General features: G+C 57.0%; 11 protein-coding genes. 5 read left to right on the top strand and 6 right to left on the bottom strand.

What is annotated here, in order from left to right:
* The first annotated feature begins 38 nt into the window (after positions 1-38).
* On the top strand, positions 39-728 hold the full coding sequence (locus NQ490_RS06890; RefSeq protein ID WP_007048519.1) for a Crp/Fnr family transcriptional regulator: 690 nt from the start codon (positions 39-41) through the stop codon (positions 726-728).
* An 878-nt stretch (positions 729-1,606) separates the two neighbouring features.
* Here the strand turns inward: NQ490_RS06890 and NQ490_RS06885 are convergent.
* From NQ490_RS06885 to NQ490_RS06870, 4 genes are all read right to left on the bottom strand, one after another.
* Entirely contained in the window at positions 1,607-4,051 is a 2,445-nt protein-coding gene (locus NQ490_RS06885) for a glycoside hydrolase family 3 protein (RefSeq protein WP_007048522.1), read from the bottom strand.
* Between the two features lie 104 nt (positions 4,052-4,155).
* Complete coding sequence (locus NQ490_RS06880; protein ID WP_007048523.1) at positions 4,156-5,001, bottom strand: carbohydrate ABC transporter permease; 846 nt, start codon at positions 4,999-5,001, stop codon at positions 4,156-4,158.
* Complete coding sequence (locus NQ490_RS06875) at positions 4,998-5,945, bottom strand: carbohydrate ABC transporter permease (RefSeq protein ID WP_007048524.1); 948 nt, start codon at positions 5,943-5,945, stop codon at positions 4,998-5,000. The genes NQ490_RS06880 and NQ490_RS06875 overlap by 4 nt, the downstream gene beginning before the upstream one ends.
* A gap of 81 nt (positions 5,946-6,026) precedes the next feature.
* A complete protein-coding gene (locus NQ490_RS06870; protein WP_007048525.1) occupies positions 6,027-7,436 on the bottom strand; it encodes an ABC transporter substrate-binding protein in 1,410 nt (469 codons plus the stop codon).
* 274 nt (positions 7,437-7,710) lie between these two features.
* Between NQ490_RS06870 and NQ490_RS06865 the strand changes: the two genes are divergently transcribed.
* A complete protein-coding gene (locus NQ490_RS06865; RefSeq protein WP_007048527.1) occupies positions 7,711-8,457 on the top strand; it encodes a helix-turn-helix transcriptional regulator in 747 nt (248 codons plus the stop codon).
* 69 nt (positions 8,458-8,526) lie between these two features.
* On the opposite strand, the gene NQ490_RS06860 is transcribed toward NQ490_RS06865, so the two are convergent.
* Both NQ490_RS06860 and NQ490_RS06855 read right to left on the bottom strand, forming a co-directional pair.
* The gene (locus NQ490_RS06860) at positions 8,527-10,938 is read right to left on the bottom strand and encodes a GH36-type glycosyl hydrolase domain-containing protein (protein ID WP_007048528.1); all 2,412 of its coding nucleotides are present in this window, start codon (positions 10,936-10,938) and stop codon (positions 8,527-8,529) included.
* Between the two features lie 21 nt (positions 10,939-10,959).
* Positions 10,960-13,653, bottom strand: a complete 2,694-nt coding sequence (locus NQ490_RS06855) for a GH36-type glycosyl hydrolase domain-containing protein (protein WP_007048529.1) — start codon at positions 13,651-13,653, stop codon at positions 10,960-10,962.
* Positions 13,654-14,480: 827 nt separating this feature from the next.
* Between NQ490_RS06855 and NQ490_RS06850 the strand changes: the two genes are divergently transcribed.
* The 3 genes from NQ490_RS06850 to NQ490_RS06840 are packed head-to-tail and all read left to right on the top strand — an operon-like array spanning position 14,481 to position 18,857.
* A complete protein-coding gene (locus NQ490_RS06850) occupies positions 14,481-15,818 on the top strand; it encodes a radical SAM/SPASM domain-containing protein (protein ID WP_007048532.1) in 1,338 nt (445 codons plus the stop codon).
* A gap of 2 nt (positions 15,819-15,820) precedes the next feature.
* Positions 15,821-18,256: a DEAD/DEAH box helicase gene (locus NQ490_RS06845; RefSeq protein ID WP_007048533.1), complete on the top strand. Its 2,436-nt coding sequence runs from the start codon at positions 15,821-15,823 to the stop codon at positions 18,254-18,256.
* 16 nt (positions 18,257-18,272) lie between these two features.
* Complete coding sequence (locus tag NQ490_RS06840; protein WP_007048534.1) at positions 18,273-18,857, top strand: SAM-dependent methyltransferase; 585 nt, start codon at positions 18,273-18,275, stop codon at positions 18,855-18,857.
* The last annotated feature ends 172 nt before the right edge of the window (positions 18,858-19,029 follow it).

Raw genomic sequence — 19,029 nt, 5'->3', positions numbered from 1 at the left:
AAAATGATATAGTGACGATGGGGAAAGGGGGAAGGCGTATGACGGTCACCTCGCAGGAACTTAGTAAAATGTCGCTGTTTGCAGGTATCCAGGAAGAAGAACTTTCTCCCATGCTCCACTGTCTTCAAAGCTTTGAAAAATCCTATCAAAAAGGAGAACTCATCCTGCTGGAAAGCCATGCCGTGCGTAACGTGGGGCTGATTCTTTCCGGCGTGGTCCATATGGTCAAAGAGGACGAGGAAGGCAGCGAAACGCTGATTCTTTCCATGAAAGAAGGAGAACTATTTGGAGAATCCTTCTCTTGCGGCAGTCACATGGATGCGCGGGTCAGTTTTCTGGCGGCCGCGCGATCTACCATTCTTTTTCTGCCCTTTCACCGTGTGATCCACACTTGTAATATGACCTGCACGTTTCATCACCGGCTGATCGAGAACATGGTGCGGATGATTGGTGACAAGAACGTACAGCTCATGCGTAAAATTGAAATCATCTCCCAAAAAACGCTTCGGGAAAAAGTTCTGACCTATCTTCGATTGCAGGCAGAGACACAACAGAGCCAGCGCATCACTGTCCCGCTGGGAAGAGTGGAACTCGCGGACTATCTTTGTGCCAATCGAAGCGCGCTGACCAGAGAACTGGCGGCCATGAAGCAGGACGGAATTCTCGATTATGACAAAAATACGTTTGTACTGTTGAAAGGAGCGTCGCCGGCATCAGATTGCCGATGAAGCTTCTCCATGATTTCTGCACACTCCCGGGAAGTATCGCCCCACAACACGCTGCCTAAATCGGAAATAGCACCTTCCGGATATGCAGCGGTGTTGTTTCCCAGCCGCTCTATTTTGCATCCACGGTTGGCGGTCAACGGGTGGGAGGCAGCAGTTAGCTCGCTGCCCTCCACCGCCAGGCGGTGCCCTTGCGCTTGCTTCGTTTTATACTGGCTCTGACCACCATCTGACCACTCCTTCTTCCCAGCCGGTCCCGTGTGCCGTTTGTACGTCCCAACATTCTTTTATAACCACCACAAACAGCGCCGGAAGTTGTGCACACTACACAATTTCCGGCGCTGTATCATGGTATTTGGCTGTCCGTCACAGTTCTCCGACCAGACTACTACGTCCAACTGGACTATAGTTGACTAACCCAAGAACAACTGAGCTATGTAACAGTTTGATTTATACGTTTTTACGAAAAAAAGCAAAAAGGCATCCGCATTTTTGAAATGTGTTTTTGATGCGCAGCTCCTGCCCCGTACGGTTCTTTTTTAGAATTCCGGCAACAGTTTCCTGCCTGTAATACAATAGGAAGTCTTTGCAAAAGGAAAATCCGGTGGATGATGGATCTCTACCGGACGGAAGTTGCCAAGGTGGGCAGAATAACGGTTCGTCTGTTTCCCGGCCCGCTTGACTGACGGAACCCCGTTTTGTCATGCAATCCAAAGGCAACCAGACCGCGCAGGGACCGTTCATCCCCGGCACAAAAATAACCGCAGGCTCTTCACCAGACAGTGAAGAGCCTGCGGTCGTTCCAGGGAAAGGGGTGCCGGGGGCCGGCGGTCTTCTCCCCAAGATCACCGGCCGGGTCCCTTTTCCCGGGAAAGCAGAAGTTACCGGTTCGCGGTCAGGCGGCGGGCCATGGCCATCAGGCGGCCCGCGCAGGCGCGTACATCGGTTTCGGCCAGGCGGCCGTCCGCCAGGGCGGCGCGGATGTCGGCGTCATCGTGGGGATTGCCCGGCATGATGACGTCGTTGCCGGCGGCGGCACAGCGCCAGGGCTCGCTGCCGTCGGCGGGGACGGTGGTGTTCCAGTCCGACATGATGAGGCCGTCAAAGCCCCACTCGCCCCGGGCCACCACGGTGCAGAGGTCCCGGTTGTTGGCGGCCTGCACGCCGTTGATCCGGTTGTAGGAGGTCATCAGGGCCGCAGGGGCCGCCGTCTTGACGGCGATCTCAAAGCCGCGCAGGTAGATTTCCCGCAGGGCCTGTTCGGACACCCGGGCATCCACCCCCATGCGGTGGTCCTCCTGGTTGTTGCAGGCAAAGTGTTTGATGGTGACCCCCCGGGTGCCGTCCGTCTGGACGCCCCGGGTGACGGCGGCGGCCATCAGGCCGGAGAGCAGGGGGTCCTCGGCATAGTACTCAAAGTTGCGGCCGCAGAGGGGGTGGCGCTGGATGTTCATGCCGGGGGCCAGCCAGAGGTCGATGTGGAACTCCGCCATCTCGGCGGCGATGGCCCGGCCGAACTCCTCCAGCAGGGCGGGGTCCCAGCTCTGGGCCAGGGCGGTGCCCACCGGGAAGGCCGTGCAGAACTGGTAGTAGGTATCGGCCCCCTCCAGATGCCGGGGCTCGTCCAGGAATCCGTTTTCCAGCGACCCCAGCACCCCGGTGGGAATGACCGAACCGTCGGCGGGGTCTACCTGGTAGCTCTGCCGCAGCCGCAGCCCGGCAGGGCCGTCCGCCATGATGAGAGAAGGCACCCCACGGCTGGCTTCCAGCGCTTCAGAGGTTTCCCCGGCGGAACCGGGCACCCGGATGCCCGCAGACCCCAGCGTGCTGGCGCCCTGGGTAATGTTGCCGTACAGCATGGGTACCAGCTCATCCACCGGGCCGTCGGCCATCGGCACGGGAGCCGGTACCGGCACCTCGTCAGACAGCGGCGCAAAGACAAAAGCGGGCAGGTCCAGGGCCGCGGCGGCTGCGGCTTTTTCCATGGCCGGGGCGGCGGGGCCCGCCTCCCCGAAGGGATGATGCAGCGGGCAGATGGGATGGGTGGTCTCCAGCACCACCTCGGCGTCCACGGTCAGGTGGGCGCAGGGAGCGGCCTCTGCCAGGCTGCCCCCCGCAAAGAGGGTGTAGACCCCGGCGGGGATCACCCAGGCGCCGCGCCCGGGCAGGAACTCCGCCAGCTGTTTGGCGGGTACGGCCACCGTCACGGTCTGGCTCTCCCCGGGGGCCAGGGGACGGGTCTTGGCAAAGCCGGCCAGCCGGCGGTATTCCCGGGCGGTGCCGGTCTGGGGGCAGGCGGCGTAGAGCTGGGCCACCTCCCGGCCGGTGAACCGGTCCCCGGTGTTGGTCACCGTCAGGTCCACCTCCACCCCGTGGTCCCCGGCGCGCAGGGCGGTAAAGACGGTGGCGAAGGTGGTGTAGGAAAGCCCGTGGCCGAAGCCGAAGAGGGGTTCGATGCCGAAGCTGTCAAACCAGCGGTAGCCCACATAGAGCCCTTCGGCGTAGTCTTCCTTTTCCAGGTCGCCGTTGCAGGCCCCGAAGGTATCGGCGCAGGGGTAGTCGGCGTAGCGCTTGGCCCAGGTGGCGGTGAGCTTGCCCTCCGGCACGGCCTTGCCCAGCAGGATATCGGTCACGGCCTCGCCGCCCTGCTGCCCCGGCTGGGAGATCTGCAAGACGGCCAGGGGATGGCGGTATTCCGCCAGCAGGTCGGTGAGCTCCACCGGTCCCCCGGCGTTGAGGACCAGTACCAGGGGCAGGCCCGCTTCGTTCAAGGTGCGCAGGTCGGCGGTTTCCCGGTCGCTGAGCAGGTAGTCCCCCGCCGTGGGGGTGCGGTCCTTGCCCTCGCCGGAAATACGGCTGATCACATAGATTGCCACGGAGGCTCCCACCAGATCCGACATGGCCACCGGACGGCCTTGGGGCAGTACAAAGGGGTTGGCCGCATAGGCGTCAAAGGGATTTTCCACCTTGGTGGCATCGTCCAGGATCTTGTCCTTCCAGGCCAGGCGTGCCCCGTGATAGAGGGCTTCGTAGTAGTTGATCCAATCTTCGCTGGTCAGGTGGACCCCGGCGGTCCGGAGCCCTTCATAAATGGAAACGTTGGCCCGGTTATTCACATCTCCCGAACCGATACCGCCTTTGACGGTGCGCCCGGCACCGGTACCCAGCAAGGCTACCGATGTGTCGGGGTCTAGGGGTAGCACATTGTCGTTGCGCAGCAAAACGATGCCGGCAGCTGCCGCTTTGCGGGCCAGGGCGGCGTGGGCTTTTTCCCGGGGGGAAGGGGCAGCCTGGAGGCTGCCGCTGTAGGTATGTGCAGATCGCATGGTGTACAATTCCTCTCGAAATGATGGATAGGACGCGGAAAAACCGCCATAGCAGGGTACTATGACGGTCTTCCGCACTACAGGAGAAAAAAGGGGAAAGCAGTTTATTCCTTGACACCGCCCAGGGTGATGCCGGCAATGATGTACTTGGACAGCAGCAGGTAGACGATGATGATGGGCACGATGGCCACGGTGATCATCATGTAGATCTTGCCCATGTCGAAGTTCATATAGTCGGCGCCGCGCAGGGTGGCGATGAGGATGGGAACGGTCATCTTGTCCTTGGACTGGATGATGAGGGCGGGAACGAAGTAGTTGTTCCAGGAACCCACGAAGGTGAAGATGGCCTGCACCGCCACGGCGGGCTTCATGATGGGCAGCACGATGCGGTTGAAGGTCATGAACTCACCGGAACCGTCGATGCGGGCGGCCTCCACCAGGGACAGCGGCAGAGAGGACTCCAGGTAGCTGTACATGAAGTAGAACACCGCCGGGGACGCGATGGAAGGGATGATCAGGGGCATCAGGGAGTCATACAGGCCGATGTTGGTCATCAACCGCAGGAAGCCCATGGCGGTGACCTGGGTGGGCATGACCAGAATGGCCATGATGAAGGTGAAAGCCACCTTTTTGAGCTTGAACTGGTAGGCGTAGAGGCCGTAGGCGGTCAGGGCCGAGAAGTAGGTGCACAGCGCCGCCGAGCAGGTGGAGACAACGAGGCTGTTGAAGATGCCCTTGAACATGGGGAAGCTGCCGTCATTGGCCACGTTTTTCAGATTTTCCAGGAAGTAGTTGCCGGGCAGCCAGCTGAAGCCCTTCTGCAGGTCTGCGTGGGAGCGGGTGGCGTTCACCAGCAGGATGTAGAAGAAGAACAGGCACAGGAAGGACAGGACGATGAGGACCAGATAGGCCAGGATGGTTTCTGCCCGTTTGTTTTTGATATGTTTCATGCTTTGGCTCCTCCTTTGGCGTGCTTCCGGTGTTTGGCGGTGCTATCACTGCCGTTGGTCATCCGGTAGACAAAGAAGCAGAGGATGCCGCTGACAATGAAGAGGTAGACCGACAGGGCACCAGCCATGCCGTAGTTGCGGCTCTTCAGGTGGCTGTTCAGGAACATGATCAGCGTCATGGAGGTACGGTCGGGGTTGCCCTGGCCGTTGGTGAGGATCTGGGGCACATCGAACATCTGCAGACCGCCGATGATGGAGGTGATGAGGGTGTAAGCCAGAATGGGGCGGATCAGCGGCAGGGTGATGGAGAAGAACCGCCGGAAGCTGCCGCAGCCGTCCAGTTCGGCGGCCTCGAAGATGTCGGGGCTGATGCCCATGATGGCGGCCATCAGCATGATGGTGGTGTTGCCGAACCACATCAGGAAGTTCATCAGGCCGATGAGGGACCGGGTGCCGAAGGTGGTGCCCATGAAGTCGATGGGGGTATCGGTCAGCCCGATGGACATGAGAATGGAGTTGATGGGGCCGTTGGTGGAGAAGAGGGCGAAGAAGAGCATGGCGAAGGCAGAGGCCATGATCAGGTTGGGCAGATAGATGATGATCTTGAAGAACTGTTTGCCGCGGATCTTCAGCCGCACATCGGTGAACCAGTTGGCCAGCAGCAGCGCGATGACGATCTGGGGCACAAAGCCGATGAGCCAGAGGATCAGGGTGTTGCCGGCGTAGCCGACCATGTCGGATTTGAGCAGCTCGGCATAGTTTTCCAGGCCGATGAAGGTGGGGCCGATCTCCTTGATGCCGGAGCGGTAGTATTCATAGAAGCTGTACCGCACGGTGTCCACCAGCGGGATCAGCGAGAAGATGAAGAAGGCCAAAAAGAACGGAAGGATGAAGATGTAGCCCCATTTGGCGTAACTGAGATGGTTTTGTTTTTTCTTGTTCATAAGTCACCGTTCCTTTCCGGAAAAGGCTGCCGCACCGGGGTGCGGCAGCCGGTTTTCATTCCGTAGTGTGCCTGGGGCAGATCACTCTGCCCACTGGATCTCGGTGATGTCGGGGTAGCGCTCTTTGATGGCCGTCTCAAAGTTGGCCTTGGCGCGGTCGTAATCCACGTTGCCCTGGAAGTAGTCGCTGAAGGCATTCTGAATCAGCTCCACGCAGCCCTGGTCATAGGAGGACAGCGGCGCGATCTTGATGTTCTCGGCAACAGGGGCAAAGTACTCGTAGGCGTTCTGGCCGCCCAGGAACTCAGAGGCGAAGGAGGCGTCGGTGGCAGCTTCCTGCATGCCGCTGACGGTATTGGTGAAGTCCTGATAATCGCGGGAGATCTTGATCAGGTTGTCCTTGTTGGAGGTGAGGGCCAGGATGATGTCCTTCACGTGCTGGGGGTTGTCGGTGCCGGTAGCGGCATGGATGTAGGAACCACCCCAGTTGTATTCCTGCGGGGGATTGGTGACGCCCCAGGCGCCGGTCTCGCCGTCCCAGTTGGGGGTCAGGGTGAAGTCGATGCCCCAGGCAGGCAGCAGGAAGGCAAAGACCTTGGAGGAGGAACTCATGGACTTGTTCCAGTCATCGTTCCACTGGCCCTTGACGGTCTTGTCGAAGTAGCCGGCATCCAGCCATTCCTTGGAATCCTTGATCCAGTTCATGATCTGGGGGTCCACCTTGACGGTGGTTTCACCGGCGGTCACCCACGGCTCCGAGATGCTGTTGCCGTACAGGCGGAAGGTGTCGGCGTAGGAGGCGAAGGTGTAGTAGCCCTTGGCCTTCAGTTCGGCGGCGGTGGCCTTCAGGGTATCCCAGTCCTTGACCTTTTCGCCCACGGCGGCGGGGTCATCGGTGCCGAAGACATCCTTGGCGATGTCCCGGCGGTAGACCAGCAGGCCCGGGCAGCACTGCCAGGTGGAGCCGCGCTGCACGCCGTTCTGGTCGGAGGCGGTGGTTCTGGTGAAGGGGTACTGGTCGGCCAGGTCGGTGTCGGGGTCGATGCCCAGGTCGGTCAGCGGCATGGCCACGTCGGCGTCGGCATCGGTGTACTTGAAGACGTAGTCCGTCTCGGACAGGAAGATGTCCACCTTGTCGTCATCGGCGGCGGTGCCCTGGTTCAGCAGGGCTTCGTCCAGCTTCTGCTGGTAGACGCCGTCCTGGTTGGGATTGATGACCCAGTGGATCTCGGTGCCGTCCTTCAGCTTGGTGACGGTGCCGTCGTCGGAGGTGCTCTCCACCTCGGGGTAGACGGCTTCCAGACGGGTGCGGAACTCGTCGTTCCAGCTGTAGATGTTGATGACGGCGCCTTCGGTGCCGCCGGCAGCGGCAGCGTCACCGCCGGTCTCGCCGGTAGCGGCGGACGAACCGGCGCTGCTGCCGCCGCAGGCAGCCAGCAGGCTGGCGCTGATGGCCGTGGCCATCAGAAGAGAAACAACGCGTTTTTTCATGCAGATAACCTCCTACTTTGTTGGTACTCCCTCGCGGAGTACCGAATCCCTTAGCGTGACCCTATTATAGCGTAGAAGGGGTGCCGGGATATATTAGAATCAAACAAAAAATATCAAATTCATGACCGCTTTTTGTCCAAAATGCAGCTTTTTGACATGGAAAAAGTCCCCGGGCCGTTGCGGGAAACCGGCGGTTGGTAGTATAATGGAAACAGAAAATCCCTGCCGTCCCGCCGGGGCGGCAGCGTTCGGAGCCACAAAAGGCAGGTGTAAGATGAGTTACCAAAAGGAATGGCTGCTTCTGGAAGCCAACGATGAAGTGGATGAGATGGAGCACCGGGATCCCAGCGAGGAGTACCGGTTCTACCGGGCGGTGGCCGACGGCGATGTGAACGCCGTGCGCCACAACTGCGAGTTGGGCCGCTTCCGGGAGGGGGAAGGCGTGGGACAGCTTTCCCGTGACCCGGTGCTGAACCTGAAATACCATTTTGTCATCACCACCGCCATGGTCACCCGGCTGTGCGGCCAGCACGGCATGGAGCTGGAACAGGCCTTCCGCCTCAGCGATTTCTACATCCAGAAGCTGGACGACCTGCACACAGCCGACGAGGTCTGCGCCCTGCATGATGAGATGGTGATGGATTTTACCAAAAAGATGCGCAAAAATCTGCGCAGCGACACCAATTCCAAACATATCAATGAGGGCAAGGATTACATTTACGCCCACATCAAGGAGCGCATCACCATCGAGGACCTGGCCGACGAGCTGGGGGTATCGCCCAGTTATCTGTCCCGGCTTTTCAAAAAGGAGACCGGCATGTCGGTGTCGGCCTACATCCGCCAGCAGAAGATCGAAATTGCGAAAAACCTGCTGCGCTTCAGCGACAGTTCCCTCATCGACATTGCCAACCAGCTGGCCTTTTCCTCCCAGAGCCATTTCATCCAGCAGTTCCGCGAAGTCACCGGCATGACCCCCAAGAAGTACCGGGACGAAAGCCGCCTGAATCCCTGGGACGACTGAGCCTCCATTGTACCATAACAAAAACCCCGCCGGGAGACCCCGGCGGGGAATTTTGTTTCTGTGCGGGAATTACAGCACCAGCAGGATGTCGTTCTCGGCCTGCAGCTTGTGGGCAGGCAGGTAGTTGTCGGGCAGGGCCTCCCCGTTGAGGGTCAGGCTGGCGAAGCCGCTCTCCTTGCCCTGGGGATTTTCCACCCGGATGTGCAGCTTCTTGCCCCGGAAGTCTTTGTCCATGGTAAAGCTCTTCCAGGCGGCAGGCACCGCAGGGGCCAGCCGCAGACCGTTCAGGTCGGGGCGCAGGCCCAGGATGCCCTCCACGCAGCCCACCATGACGGTGGACGCCGTGCCGGTGAGCCAGTGCACCTGGGAGCGGCCGAAGTGGGCGCTGGCCGGGCCCTCGGTGAACTGGCCGTAGCAGTAGGGCTCCAGGCGGCGCACTTCCGCCCGGTCGTTCTGGGCGGCGGGGGCGTTCTCGGTAAAGTAGGTGAAGGCCCGCTCCCCGTGGCCGCAGAGGGCTTCGGCCAGGATCAGCCACCCCTGGGACTGGGAGAAGATACCGGAATTTTCCTTGGTGCCGGGGTTGTAGATCACCGCCAGGGCGCCCTCAAAGGCATGGGCGTGGTAGGGCGGGTCCATGAGCACCGCGCCGTAGGCGGTGTTCAGCCGGTCGTAGACCTGGGCCATGGCCCGGTCGGCCTGGTCCTTGTCCGCCAGCCCGCTGATGACCGCCCAGCTCTGGGGGTTCAGCCAGAGGTTGGCCTCCGGGTCGGCGGCGGCGCCGATGCGCTGGCCTTCCTCGGTAAAGCCGCGGATGAACCGGTCGCCGTCCCAGCAAAGGGACTGGATCTTGCGGGCGGTGTCGGCCATGGTCGCTTCCAGATGGCGGCAGGCGGCCTCGTCCCCCCGGTCGGCGGCAAACCGGCGCAGGATCTCCAGGGCATAGTAGAACTGCAGCGCCACAAAGGTGGACTCGCCGTTGGCGCCCAGCCGCAGGCAGTCGTTCCAGTCGGCGTAGAGCCCGGCGGGCAGGCCGTGGGGACCCAGATGATCCAGCGAGAACTGCACCGCCCGCTTCAGGTGCTCGTAGACGGTGCCCTCGTCCCTGTTGGCAAAGGGGATGACCTCGTCCAGGAAGGCCTTGTCCCCGGTTTCGGCTACATATTTATAGACGGTGGGGAAGAGCCACAGCGCGTCGTCGGCGCGGTAGGCCGGGTGGCCGGTCTCCGCCACATAGGAGGCATCGTCGGGGGTATCCTCATGGCCGGGGTTGTGGGTGAATTTTACCAGAGGCAGACCGCCGCCGTTGTCCACCTGGGCGGAGAGCATGAACCGGATCTTCTCCTTGGCCATGGCCGGTTCCAGATGGATGATGCCCTGGATGTCCTGCACGGTATCCCGGTAGCCGTAGCCGTTGCGCAGGCCGCAGTAGATCAGGGAAGCCGCCCGGCTCCACACAAAGGTGATGAAGCAGTTGTAGGCGTTCCAGGTGTTGATCATCGTATTGAAGGCGTCGTCGGGGGTGTGGACCTGCAGATGGTCCAGCCGTCCGTACCAGTCCTGCTTCAGCGCCTCCACCTCGGCGGCGCAGCGGGCGGCGGGGTCGGCGTAGCCCGCCACCAGGGCGGCGGCTTCCTCGGAGGGCTTCATCCCCAAAAGGAAGGCCACGGTGCGGCTTTCGCCGGGGGCAAGCTTCACCACGCAGGAGAGGGCGCCGCAGGCGTTCTCGTTGTAGCTCAGCACGTTGCCCAGGTCACCGGAAAGCACCCCCTGGGGGTTGCCGTAGTCATGGTACCGGCCCAGGAAGGCTTCCTTGTCGCCGCAGTAGCTGGCCACGTCCGCCCCCGCCAGCCCGAAGAACCGCTCGGTGACGTTCTTGCCGTCCACCAGTTCGTCGGTGGGCTGGGCGTCCAGGTTGCCGTGGATCTGCTGGGTGATGCGGTTGCCCGCAAAGAGGGTCCGGCTGATAAAGAGGGAATACTGCAGATTCACCTGGTCCTGCTCGTAGTTGTTGTGGTTGGTGAATTCCGCGTAGCCCGTCAGGGTCAGTTCCCGGGGGGCGTCGGTGGTGTTGGTCACCGTCAGCTCCCAGACTTCATGGGCGCTGTCTTTGGGCACATAGTAGACCGCTTCGGCGTGGATGCCCGCATAGTCGGAGAGCATCCGGGTGTAGCCCATGCCGTGGCGGCATTCGCAGGCGTAGTCCTGCAGGTCCTTGCCCACCGGCTGCCAGGAAGCCGACCAGAAATCCCCGCTGGCGTTGTCCCGCAGGTAGAGGTACCGGCCGGGGCGGTCAAACTGGTTGAAGACATAGCGCAGGATGCGGCCGTTGGCGCCGGACTTGGCAAAGCTGTAGCCGCCGGCGTTGTTGGAGATGATGGCGCCGTACTCCGGCGAGCCGAGATAGTTTACCCAGGGGGCGGGGGTATCGGGGCGCTGGACCACATACTCCCGGTGGGCATCGTCAAAATATCCGTATTGCATCAGGAAGAATCCTCCTTGTTTTTATACCAGTTCCGCCGTGATCAGGCCGCCCTCGGCGGGCAGCTGCTCCACCAGGGCGCGGGGCAGCTTCACGGTGCCGTCGGCGCCGGGGGTCACGGCGGTGTCGCCGCACCGGACTTCGCCCAGGCGGTAGCTGCCGGCCTCCTTGCGGGCGGCGTTATGGTAGCGCACCGTCAGCGGGCGGCCCGCAAAAGTCAGCCGCAGTTCGGCGGTGCCGGTTTCATCAAACTGTTCGGCGGTGAGCTGGGGGGCCAGCAGCAGGTCCCCGGCCTCGCCCCGGACGCCGAAGGCCTGGGTGATCATCGTCAGCATGAACCAGCTGGCCGCGCCGGTGAGGTAGTGGTAGACCCCCCGCCCGTCGGTGGAGAAGTATTCGGGAATGCCAGGGTAGATGCGGCTGGTCTCAAAGTGCAGGGCGGCGTCGGCCAGGGTTTTCAGGGCCTTCCAGCCCTCCCTGGCAAAGCCCCGGCGGTAGAGGGCGTTGGCGTACATCACCGTCATGTGGGAGAAGACAGCCCCGTTCTCCTTCTCGCCGTAGGCAAAGCCGAACATCCGGCCCAGGTTGAATTTCAGTTCGCCGAAATCGGTGTTCAGCCGGTAGCCGCCGATCTCGGGGCGGTAGAGGTAGTGGTCGGCGCTGCGCACGATGCGGCGCACCTGTTCCTCGTCGGCCACCCCGCCCATGACGGCAAATACCTGCCCGGTGAGCATCATCCGCACACCGGCGGGGAAGAACCCTTCCACCGGCTGGCCGTCGTTGTCGTAGTAGCTGTTGAACCAGCCCTCCTCGCCGCCGTCGATCCATTCCTGGCGGCGCAGATGGCCGGTGAGCCAGTCCGCCCGCTTTTCCAGGTCGTCGGCCAGGTCGGTCAGGGGCACCCGCACGGTGCGGCCGCTCAGGGTGTGGCGGCAGCGCTCCAGGTACTGCCCCAGCAGTGCCCGCTTGCCCGCCCGGTCGTCGTAGTCCTGGCCGGGGCGCAGCAGCACCGTCAGTTCCTCCATCAGCTCCGCTTTGCCGCCGGGGCTGCGCCCGTCCAGCTGGCGGAGCAGGGCCGCCAGCGTCCGCAGATTGCCCGCGTAGGCACAGGTGAAGGCCACGCTCTCGCCGCGGTCGGCGGCCATATCCAGGGCGTCGTTCCAGTCGGCCCCCCGCAGGCGGTAGAGGTTGTGTTCGCCCACATCGTAGAAGGCGGTGAGCTGCTGGAGCAGCAGATGTTCCAGCAGGGTACCGCGGTAGACCTCCCCGGCTTCGGTGCGCTGCCAGCTGCCTTGTTCGGGGGCCCAGGCCTCGTCGATGCCGTTGCCCCGCATCGCCTGGGGGTCCTTGAAGTAGGGGGCCTTGCGGTCAAGCAGGGCCAGGTCGCCGGTCTGGTCCAGATAGAGCTGGGTGGTCATCTGGGGCCAGAGGGCGTGGTCCATCCAGACCCGGGCAATGCCGTTGCGGTCGGCGATGAAGTTGCCGTCCCCGGCGCCGATGATGGTGGCGTTGGTGCCGTCCACCCGCACGCCGCCGAAGTTGGCCTCTATCATCCGGCCCACCGGACCGGGTTCCATGAGCAGCAGGGAAAGGCAGTCCTGCCACAGGTCCCGCCAGCCCCGGCCGCCGCGGCCGTAGTCGTGGTGGGGCAGGAAGGAGCAGCCGAAGAGCCGCCGCAGGTAGGGCTGGAAGCAGACCCACTTCATCAGCCGGTCGCCGTCGGCGTCGCCGGTGGCAAAGGCCACGTTGACCTTCTCCTTCCAGTAGCGGCGGGTCTCGGCCAGGGCGTCGTCCACCTTGGCGGCGGTGTCATACCGGACAAAGAGCCGGTCGATGGCCTCGTCGCTCTCCTCCACCCCCAGCAGCAGGATGTACCGGGCCGAGGCACCGGGGGCCAGGGTCAGGGGCGCAAAGCGGAAGGCGCCCATGGCCTCCCGCCCGGCGCGGCAGGCCCCCGCCGGCACGCCGGGGTAGTTTTCCAGCACCGCCCGGGGATGGGTGAAGCTGCCGCCCTCCCCGATGAACTCCTCCACCGTGGGGTAGAAGGCTGCCGGGGCCTGGCCGTCGGCGCCGTAGCCCAGCAGATAGTAGACCTTTTGGTTGGGCCGGTGGCCCCGCTCGTCAAAGGACATGGTGGGGCAGACCCGCACCCCGTGGACGGTGGTGCGGATGCGGTGGAGCATGGAGGTCACGTTGCGGTGGTCCCGCAGGTTGTCGGCGCTGCGGCCGTAGAGGGGTACCGCCCCGTAGGAGGTGAAGGTGAGGGTGCTGTCGGTGATGTTTTCCACCGTGACGCTGAGCACTTCCACATTGTCCCCCACCGGCACAAAGCTGGTCAGGACGGCGCGGACCCCCGCCGCTTTCAGGGTGCGCTCCAGCGTATGCCACATGAAGCCCGCCGTCAGGCGACTGTCGTCCTGGGCGGGGGTGAACTTCACCGCCTGCTGGGCGGCCGAGGCGCCGGTCAGCGAAAGGGCGGTGCCGTCCGCCCCCACCAGCCAGAAATTCCGGGTGGAGCGGTTGTTGTGCAGGTTTTCCACGCTCACCGGTTCCAGCAGAAAGGTCTCCTGGTCCAGCTTGGCGTCGCCGCCCAGGTCCGGTGAAACACAGCTCTTCAGCCCGGCTTCGGAAGCCAGCGGAAAGTACAGCTGGCTGATCTCTTCGGGGCGGTCCAGTGTGAAGCTGCCGTCCGCATCGATAAAATGGGGATGCTGCATGGTATTCCTCCTTGTTGCGTTTTTGCGTCCGGTAAGGCCGGACAAGCTGCCGCGAGTCTGTCTTTGGTACCATCATAGCGAAATTTCCCGAACCGAAAAACAACAAAGCATGCAAAAATGTCAGATTCATGACATTGTGCAAAAAAACCTGTTTTTGCGGCGGCTTTATGAAAAAAACTTGACAAAAAGCACAAGAAAGTACGAGAAAACGGCGCAGGAAAGAAAATGTTCCTTTTGTGCAGCCGCTGACTTGACCACCATCTGACCACTCCTTCTTCCCAGCCGGTTCCGTGTATCGTTTGTACGTCCCAACATTCTTTTATAACCACCACAAACAGCGCCGGAAGTTGTGCATACTACACAATTTCCGGCGCTGTATCATCGTATTTACCTGTCTGTCACAGTTCTCCGACCTGACTACTACGCCCAACTGGACTATGGACAGCTGATATTGAAACAGCCAAATCGCGTCAAAAAAGAAAAGAACGATGTTGCGATTCTTTTTGCACAAAACCTCTGTCCCAGAAGTCGCTTTTTCATTCATGAGTGTCGTACCATATAGTTCTTTTCGAAAGGACTGTGACAATGCAAGCACGATAATTCTGTATGGGAGATACTGGAACGTTTTAAGCAAGTTGTGCTCCATCACAGCATAATAAACCAAGAAAACTTTTGATCATCAGATCCGGTTTTAGTTGCGCTATTACAATTTTACAAAGTAGAAAAATAAAAAAGAAGACATTTCTTGTAAAAGGAAAAGGGACTGATATATAATGAAAACAAAGAGGGCCACCAAACTTACAGTGAAAAAATAAGGATGTGAGAATATGGAGGAAGAAAAAGAGGTAGAAATTTCCGAAGATAAAGTATATAATCTACCGCCTTTCCAAATTGTAAAATACAAGGATCAATATCTTGCGATAGCCACGGAGTTGGCAATATGGGTTGTCCTTACAAATGAAAACCAACTTACTATTTTCAAAATGCTCCAGAAAGGGACTACGGTAGGAAAGATCCTCAACGAATACGAAACAGATCAAGAAGACATTGCGTATGTACTTACACAGATAGAAGCGAAAAAAATCGAAAGCGCTATAACAAAATCTGCGTTTTCCAACACAAAACTTCATTTGCATGTAACCAATCAGTGCAATATGAGATGTCCGCATTGCTATATGAAATCCGGGAATGCGTATAACGACGAATTATCTACCGATGAAATAAAGTCGTTATGCGACCAATTTTATCACGCGGGAGGAACGGATGTCTTTCTGACTGGTGGTGAACCGACGGTACGGCCGGATTTCTTTGAACTGGTGGAGTATATTTCCCGTTTGGGAATGAAGGTCTCTATCTATAGTAATGGCCTCTTCTGGAACGAAGAAAGAGTGAGACGCCTTGCCTCCCAGAACGTGGATTGCATTCAGATCAGCATTGATGGATACGATGAAGAAAGCAATTCCCTCGTGCGCGGCAAAAACGCATTTGAACGGGCACTGAATGCTGTTGCATTGTTCGTAAAGTATCGCATTTTTGTAAAGATTGCCGTAACTCCTCCCTATGAGGTAATTTGTGCGCATTCGGCAGAATATATCCGGTTTTCCCGGAAACTGCTTGAAAAGTATGGGAAAGAAGCGATCCAAATCGATTATTCTTACTTTTTGATGCCCGGCCGAAATCTCAGTGCAGAGGTTGTGGCGGAAAGAAAAACAGAGTACTATGCCTTAGTCGACCAAGTCGTTACCGGGATTTACGGCGATACGGCCGAAGATTCCTTTGTCAGCAATGTCTCGGAAGGTATCTGTGATAGTTGCGGGTATGGCGGGTTGAATGTAATGGCAAACGGGGATTTCTATTTTTGTGACAGAATTCCGGACGTGGCCAAAATCGGCAATATACGGGATATGCCTTTTGAGGAGATCCATGCGTTGATGCAGGCCGCGCAGCAGGCAGGAAAAATTGATAATTTTAAGCCGTGTAACACCTGTGCGCTAAAATATATTTGCGGCGGTGGTTGCCGCGCCGAGCATTTTAGGCAGTTTACAAAACTCCATGATATTTCGAATATCAATTTTGACCATATTGAGCCCCGAACGTGTAGCCAAGAGAACAAAGAGAAGTTTTATGAATTGATGCTGAAAACAAACGAAAGGTTTTTTTGCTAATTATGCCGGACTTGATGATCGCCTTCAGCGCAGCCGTTTCCAGAAAAAACGGCTTTATTGTCTTGGAAACATACTATACCAAACAGATTGGTGTAAGTAAGGCTGGAAAATATAAGGGGGGCAGTATTACAGCTGCGGATGTGCTGAACTGCCTTCCTATTCAAAATGCTTCACGGGATGTTGTGCAGAAATGGTTTGCGGAGTTTGCCTATCAGATTGGTAAAAACAGCTTTTATGTTACGGTAGAAAACTTTCGAAAGCTGCATCACCTTTTGGCATCCAGCCCGATGATCTTTCTGGATCATGCAGATGCTTCGCTTACGCTCATCAGCAAGATAGAGGAAAAACCAGGCCGTAAACGGGCTAAACAGCAATACTCTATCGGCAACTGCCTTTTCTCTTGTTTTTCGGATGGCACACTGTGTATAGAAAATAGGCCCGGTGCCGCTTCCCATATCCAAGCCCTTTGTCCGAAGCCCCATCTTTCCTATTCAACCACCGACCAAGCGTATTCGCTCCTTTTTGAATATGGCGGTGAAAAGGCAGCCTATATGGATAAGGGGCTTTCGGTTAAGACTGAAGATGGAATTTACCTGCGAAATTTCCAGTATGAAAGCAGAACTGGACAAGAACTTCAGGAAAAAGGGTTCCTGAAACTGACAAAGGGTAGGTATGCGTATTCCGGGCGTAGGGATAGATCTGCACTGCATACCATGTTGTCTGAAATGGGAATCATCCTGGACGATGACAAAAGTACCATTATTCCGAATATCAAAATTACCCGGCGGGAATCCGGTTGGTTTGAGGTGGATCTAAGTTATAACATTGGAGATAGAATCATTAACTTGGCTTCCCAAATACAGTTGTTCGCGCAAAAAAATGAGATGGAAGTTGGTGATAAGCGAATTGTTTTGCCGGATTCTGTAATACAGGCAAAAGACGATTTTGTTGTAAAGGGTAACAAGCTTTATCTCCACCAGAAACACATTTTTCAACTGTTGCGCCTGATTTATAACAGCGGCTCGTCAATCACGGACTTTTTTCCCTATGCGGATGTGAAACCGGCCTTGCCGGAACCCGTGGATAAGATGGCGCTGCCCTACCAACGGGAAGGAATTCAATGGCTCAAGTTTTTGTTTTTAAACCATCTTGGCGGTTGTCTGGCGGATGACATGGGCCTCGGCAAGACATTTCAGGTTATCGCATTTTTAGAAGATAATGATGTCAAAAAACACCTTCAAAAGGTTTTGATTGTCGTTCCTAAATCTCTGCTCACAAACTGGAAAAGAGAATTTGAAAAATTCTGTTCCAACTACCGGGTTGGTATCTATCACGGAAATAAACGCAGCGAATTGGATTTCGGCAAGTGTGATGTTATTATTACAACATACAATACCGCACTTCTGGATAAAGAGTATCTGGATCACAAGGGGTTTACCATTGTCGTTTTGGACGAAATTCAAACAGTAAAAAACTACAAAAGCATTACCTCCCAGGCGATCAAAGAAATCCACGCAGAGATGAAAATCGGATTATCCGGTACCCCCATGGAAAATGGCATTTCCGAACTTTGGAATGTTATGGATATTGTGAATCCGGGGGCATTTCCTGGTCATTCTGCTTTTTTGCATCGGTATCACGACCGCAACTATGACGAATTAAAGGAAATTTTGAATCTGTTTATCCTTCGCCGTATGAAGAAAGATGTACTGAAGCAACTTCCGCCCAAGTACGAACAGATTATTTACTGCGATATGGATATAGCACAAAGAAGGCTTTATACAGGTATCAATATTGCCGTAAAATCGGCGATCTCCCGCCTGAAAATTTTTGCGGCCCCAGTTGTTTTAAAGGGACTCACATTGTTACGGGAATGCTGTTGCCACCCGCTTTTGCTCGACGATACCATTAATGTGGAAGGCGTTGTGGATTCCTGCAAGCTGGACGCGTTAAAGATTCTGGTGGCGGATCTGTTTGAATCCGGGCACAAAATTTTGATTTTCAGCAATTACACTTCCATGCTGCATCTGATCCGGCAAGAACTGGAAAAACGCAGTGAATATAAAGCAAACCTCTTTTATCTGGACGGGAAAACGCAACAACGCAATCTTTTGGTGGAGCAATTTGAGAAAGCAAGCGCAGGCATTTTTTTGATTAGTATTAAAGCAGGCGGGGTTGGGCTAAATCTGACATCTGCGCAGGATGTGATCATTTATGATCCCTGGTGGAATCCGTTTGTAGAGCAGCAAGCAATCGACAGAGCTTATCGTATCGGGCAACAGCAAGCGGTCAATGTCTATAAACTTGTGGCTGCCAACACGATTGAAGAAAAAATTCTTGATATGCAGAAAGATAAAGAACAGGACTTTGAAGAATTGATCAATGGAATCTCCACCGATAAGAACATAGACCTAAACAAAATTCTAAGCCTGTTGTAAATGGGGGAAAGGCTGGATGATCAACTGGACAGATTTTACGATGTACGTTCGGTATTACAAGAAAACGGTTTACCTGGCGTATCTCAAAGCCATAAAAGGGTTGGATTATACCGGAAGGATCGAAGATTCCCATACACAGCTCAGAGGCTACGAAGGCTGCTATCCGATCTATGACGTACTTCGCCAATTGGAAATTACGCCATCGGACAGTGTGTTGGACATCGGTTGCGGGAAGGGCCTTTTTTTGTATTATGCCACTTCCTTCGATTTTGGACGGATCGATGGAATAGAGTATGCGGATTCTTTGGTTCAGATTGCAAAGAAAAATGCTTCTATCCTTTCCGACGAACGCCTTCACATTTTTCGTCAGGATGCACGAGAATATGTCGGCTATGAAAGATACAACTATTTTTTCGTCAACAATCCATTCGCAATAGAGATTATGGAAAAGGTGGCCGAAGAAATAAAGAAAAGCGCCTTATCCCGTGCAGGAAAGATCACGGTTATCTATCAGTTCCCTTTCCACAAGGATATCTTTATCCAAAAAGGATTCACACTTCAGTATGAGAAGTTCCCTAACGCTGTGTTGACACTCGATTGATTCAATGCTAGAATGAAACTATTATAAAATACGTGTAGAATCGTATGTGGAAAATTTATGGATAGGGAGGGAAGGTCGATGAAACTTACCTGGAAAGTTACGCAAGCACCGAAAAAACCGGTCGCATCGTTTGGCTGCTTTACGAGTTGCAAAACGATGAGAAACGGTTAAA

Origin of the sequence: Subdoligranulum variabile, assembly GCF_025152575.1 — a bacterium.
GTDB classification, from domain to species: domain Bacteria; phylum Bacillota; class Clostridia; order Oscillospirales; family Ruminococcaceae; genus Gemmiger; species Gemmiger variabilis.
This window is presented reverse-complemented; position numbering and strand designations above follow the sequence as displayed.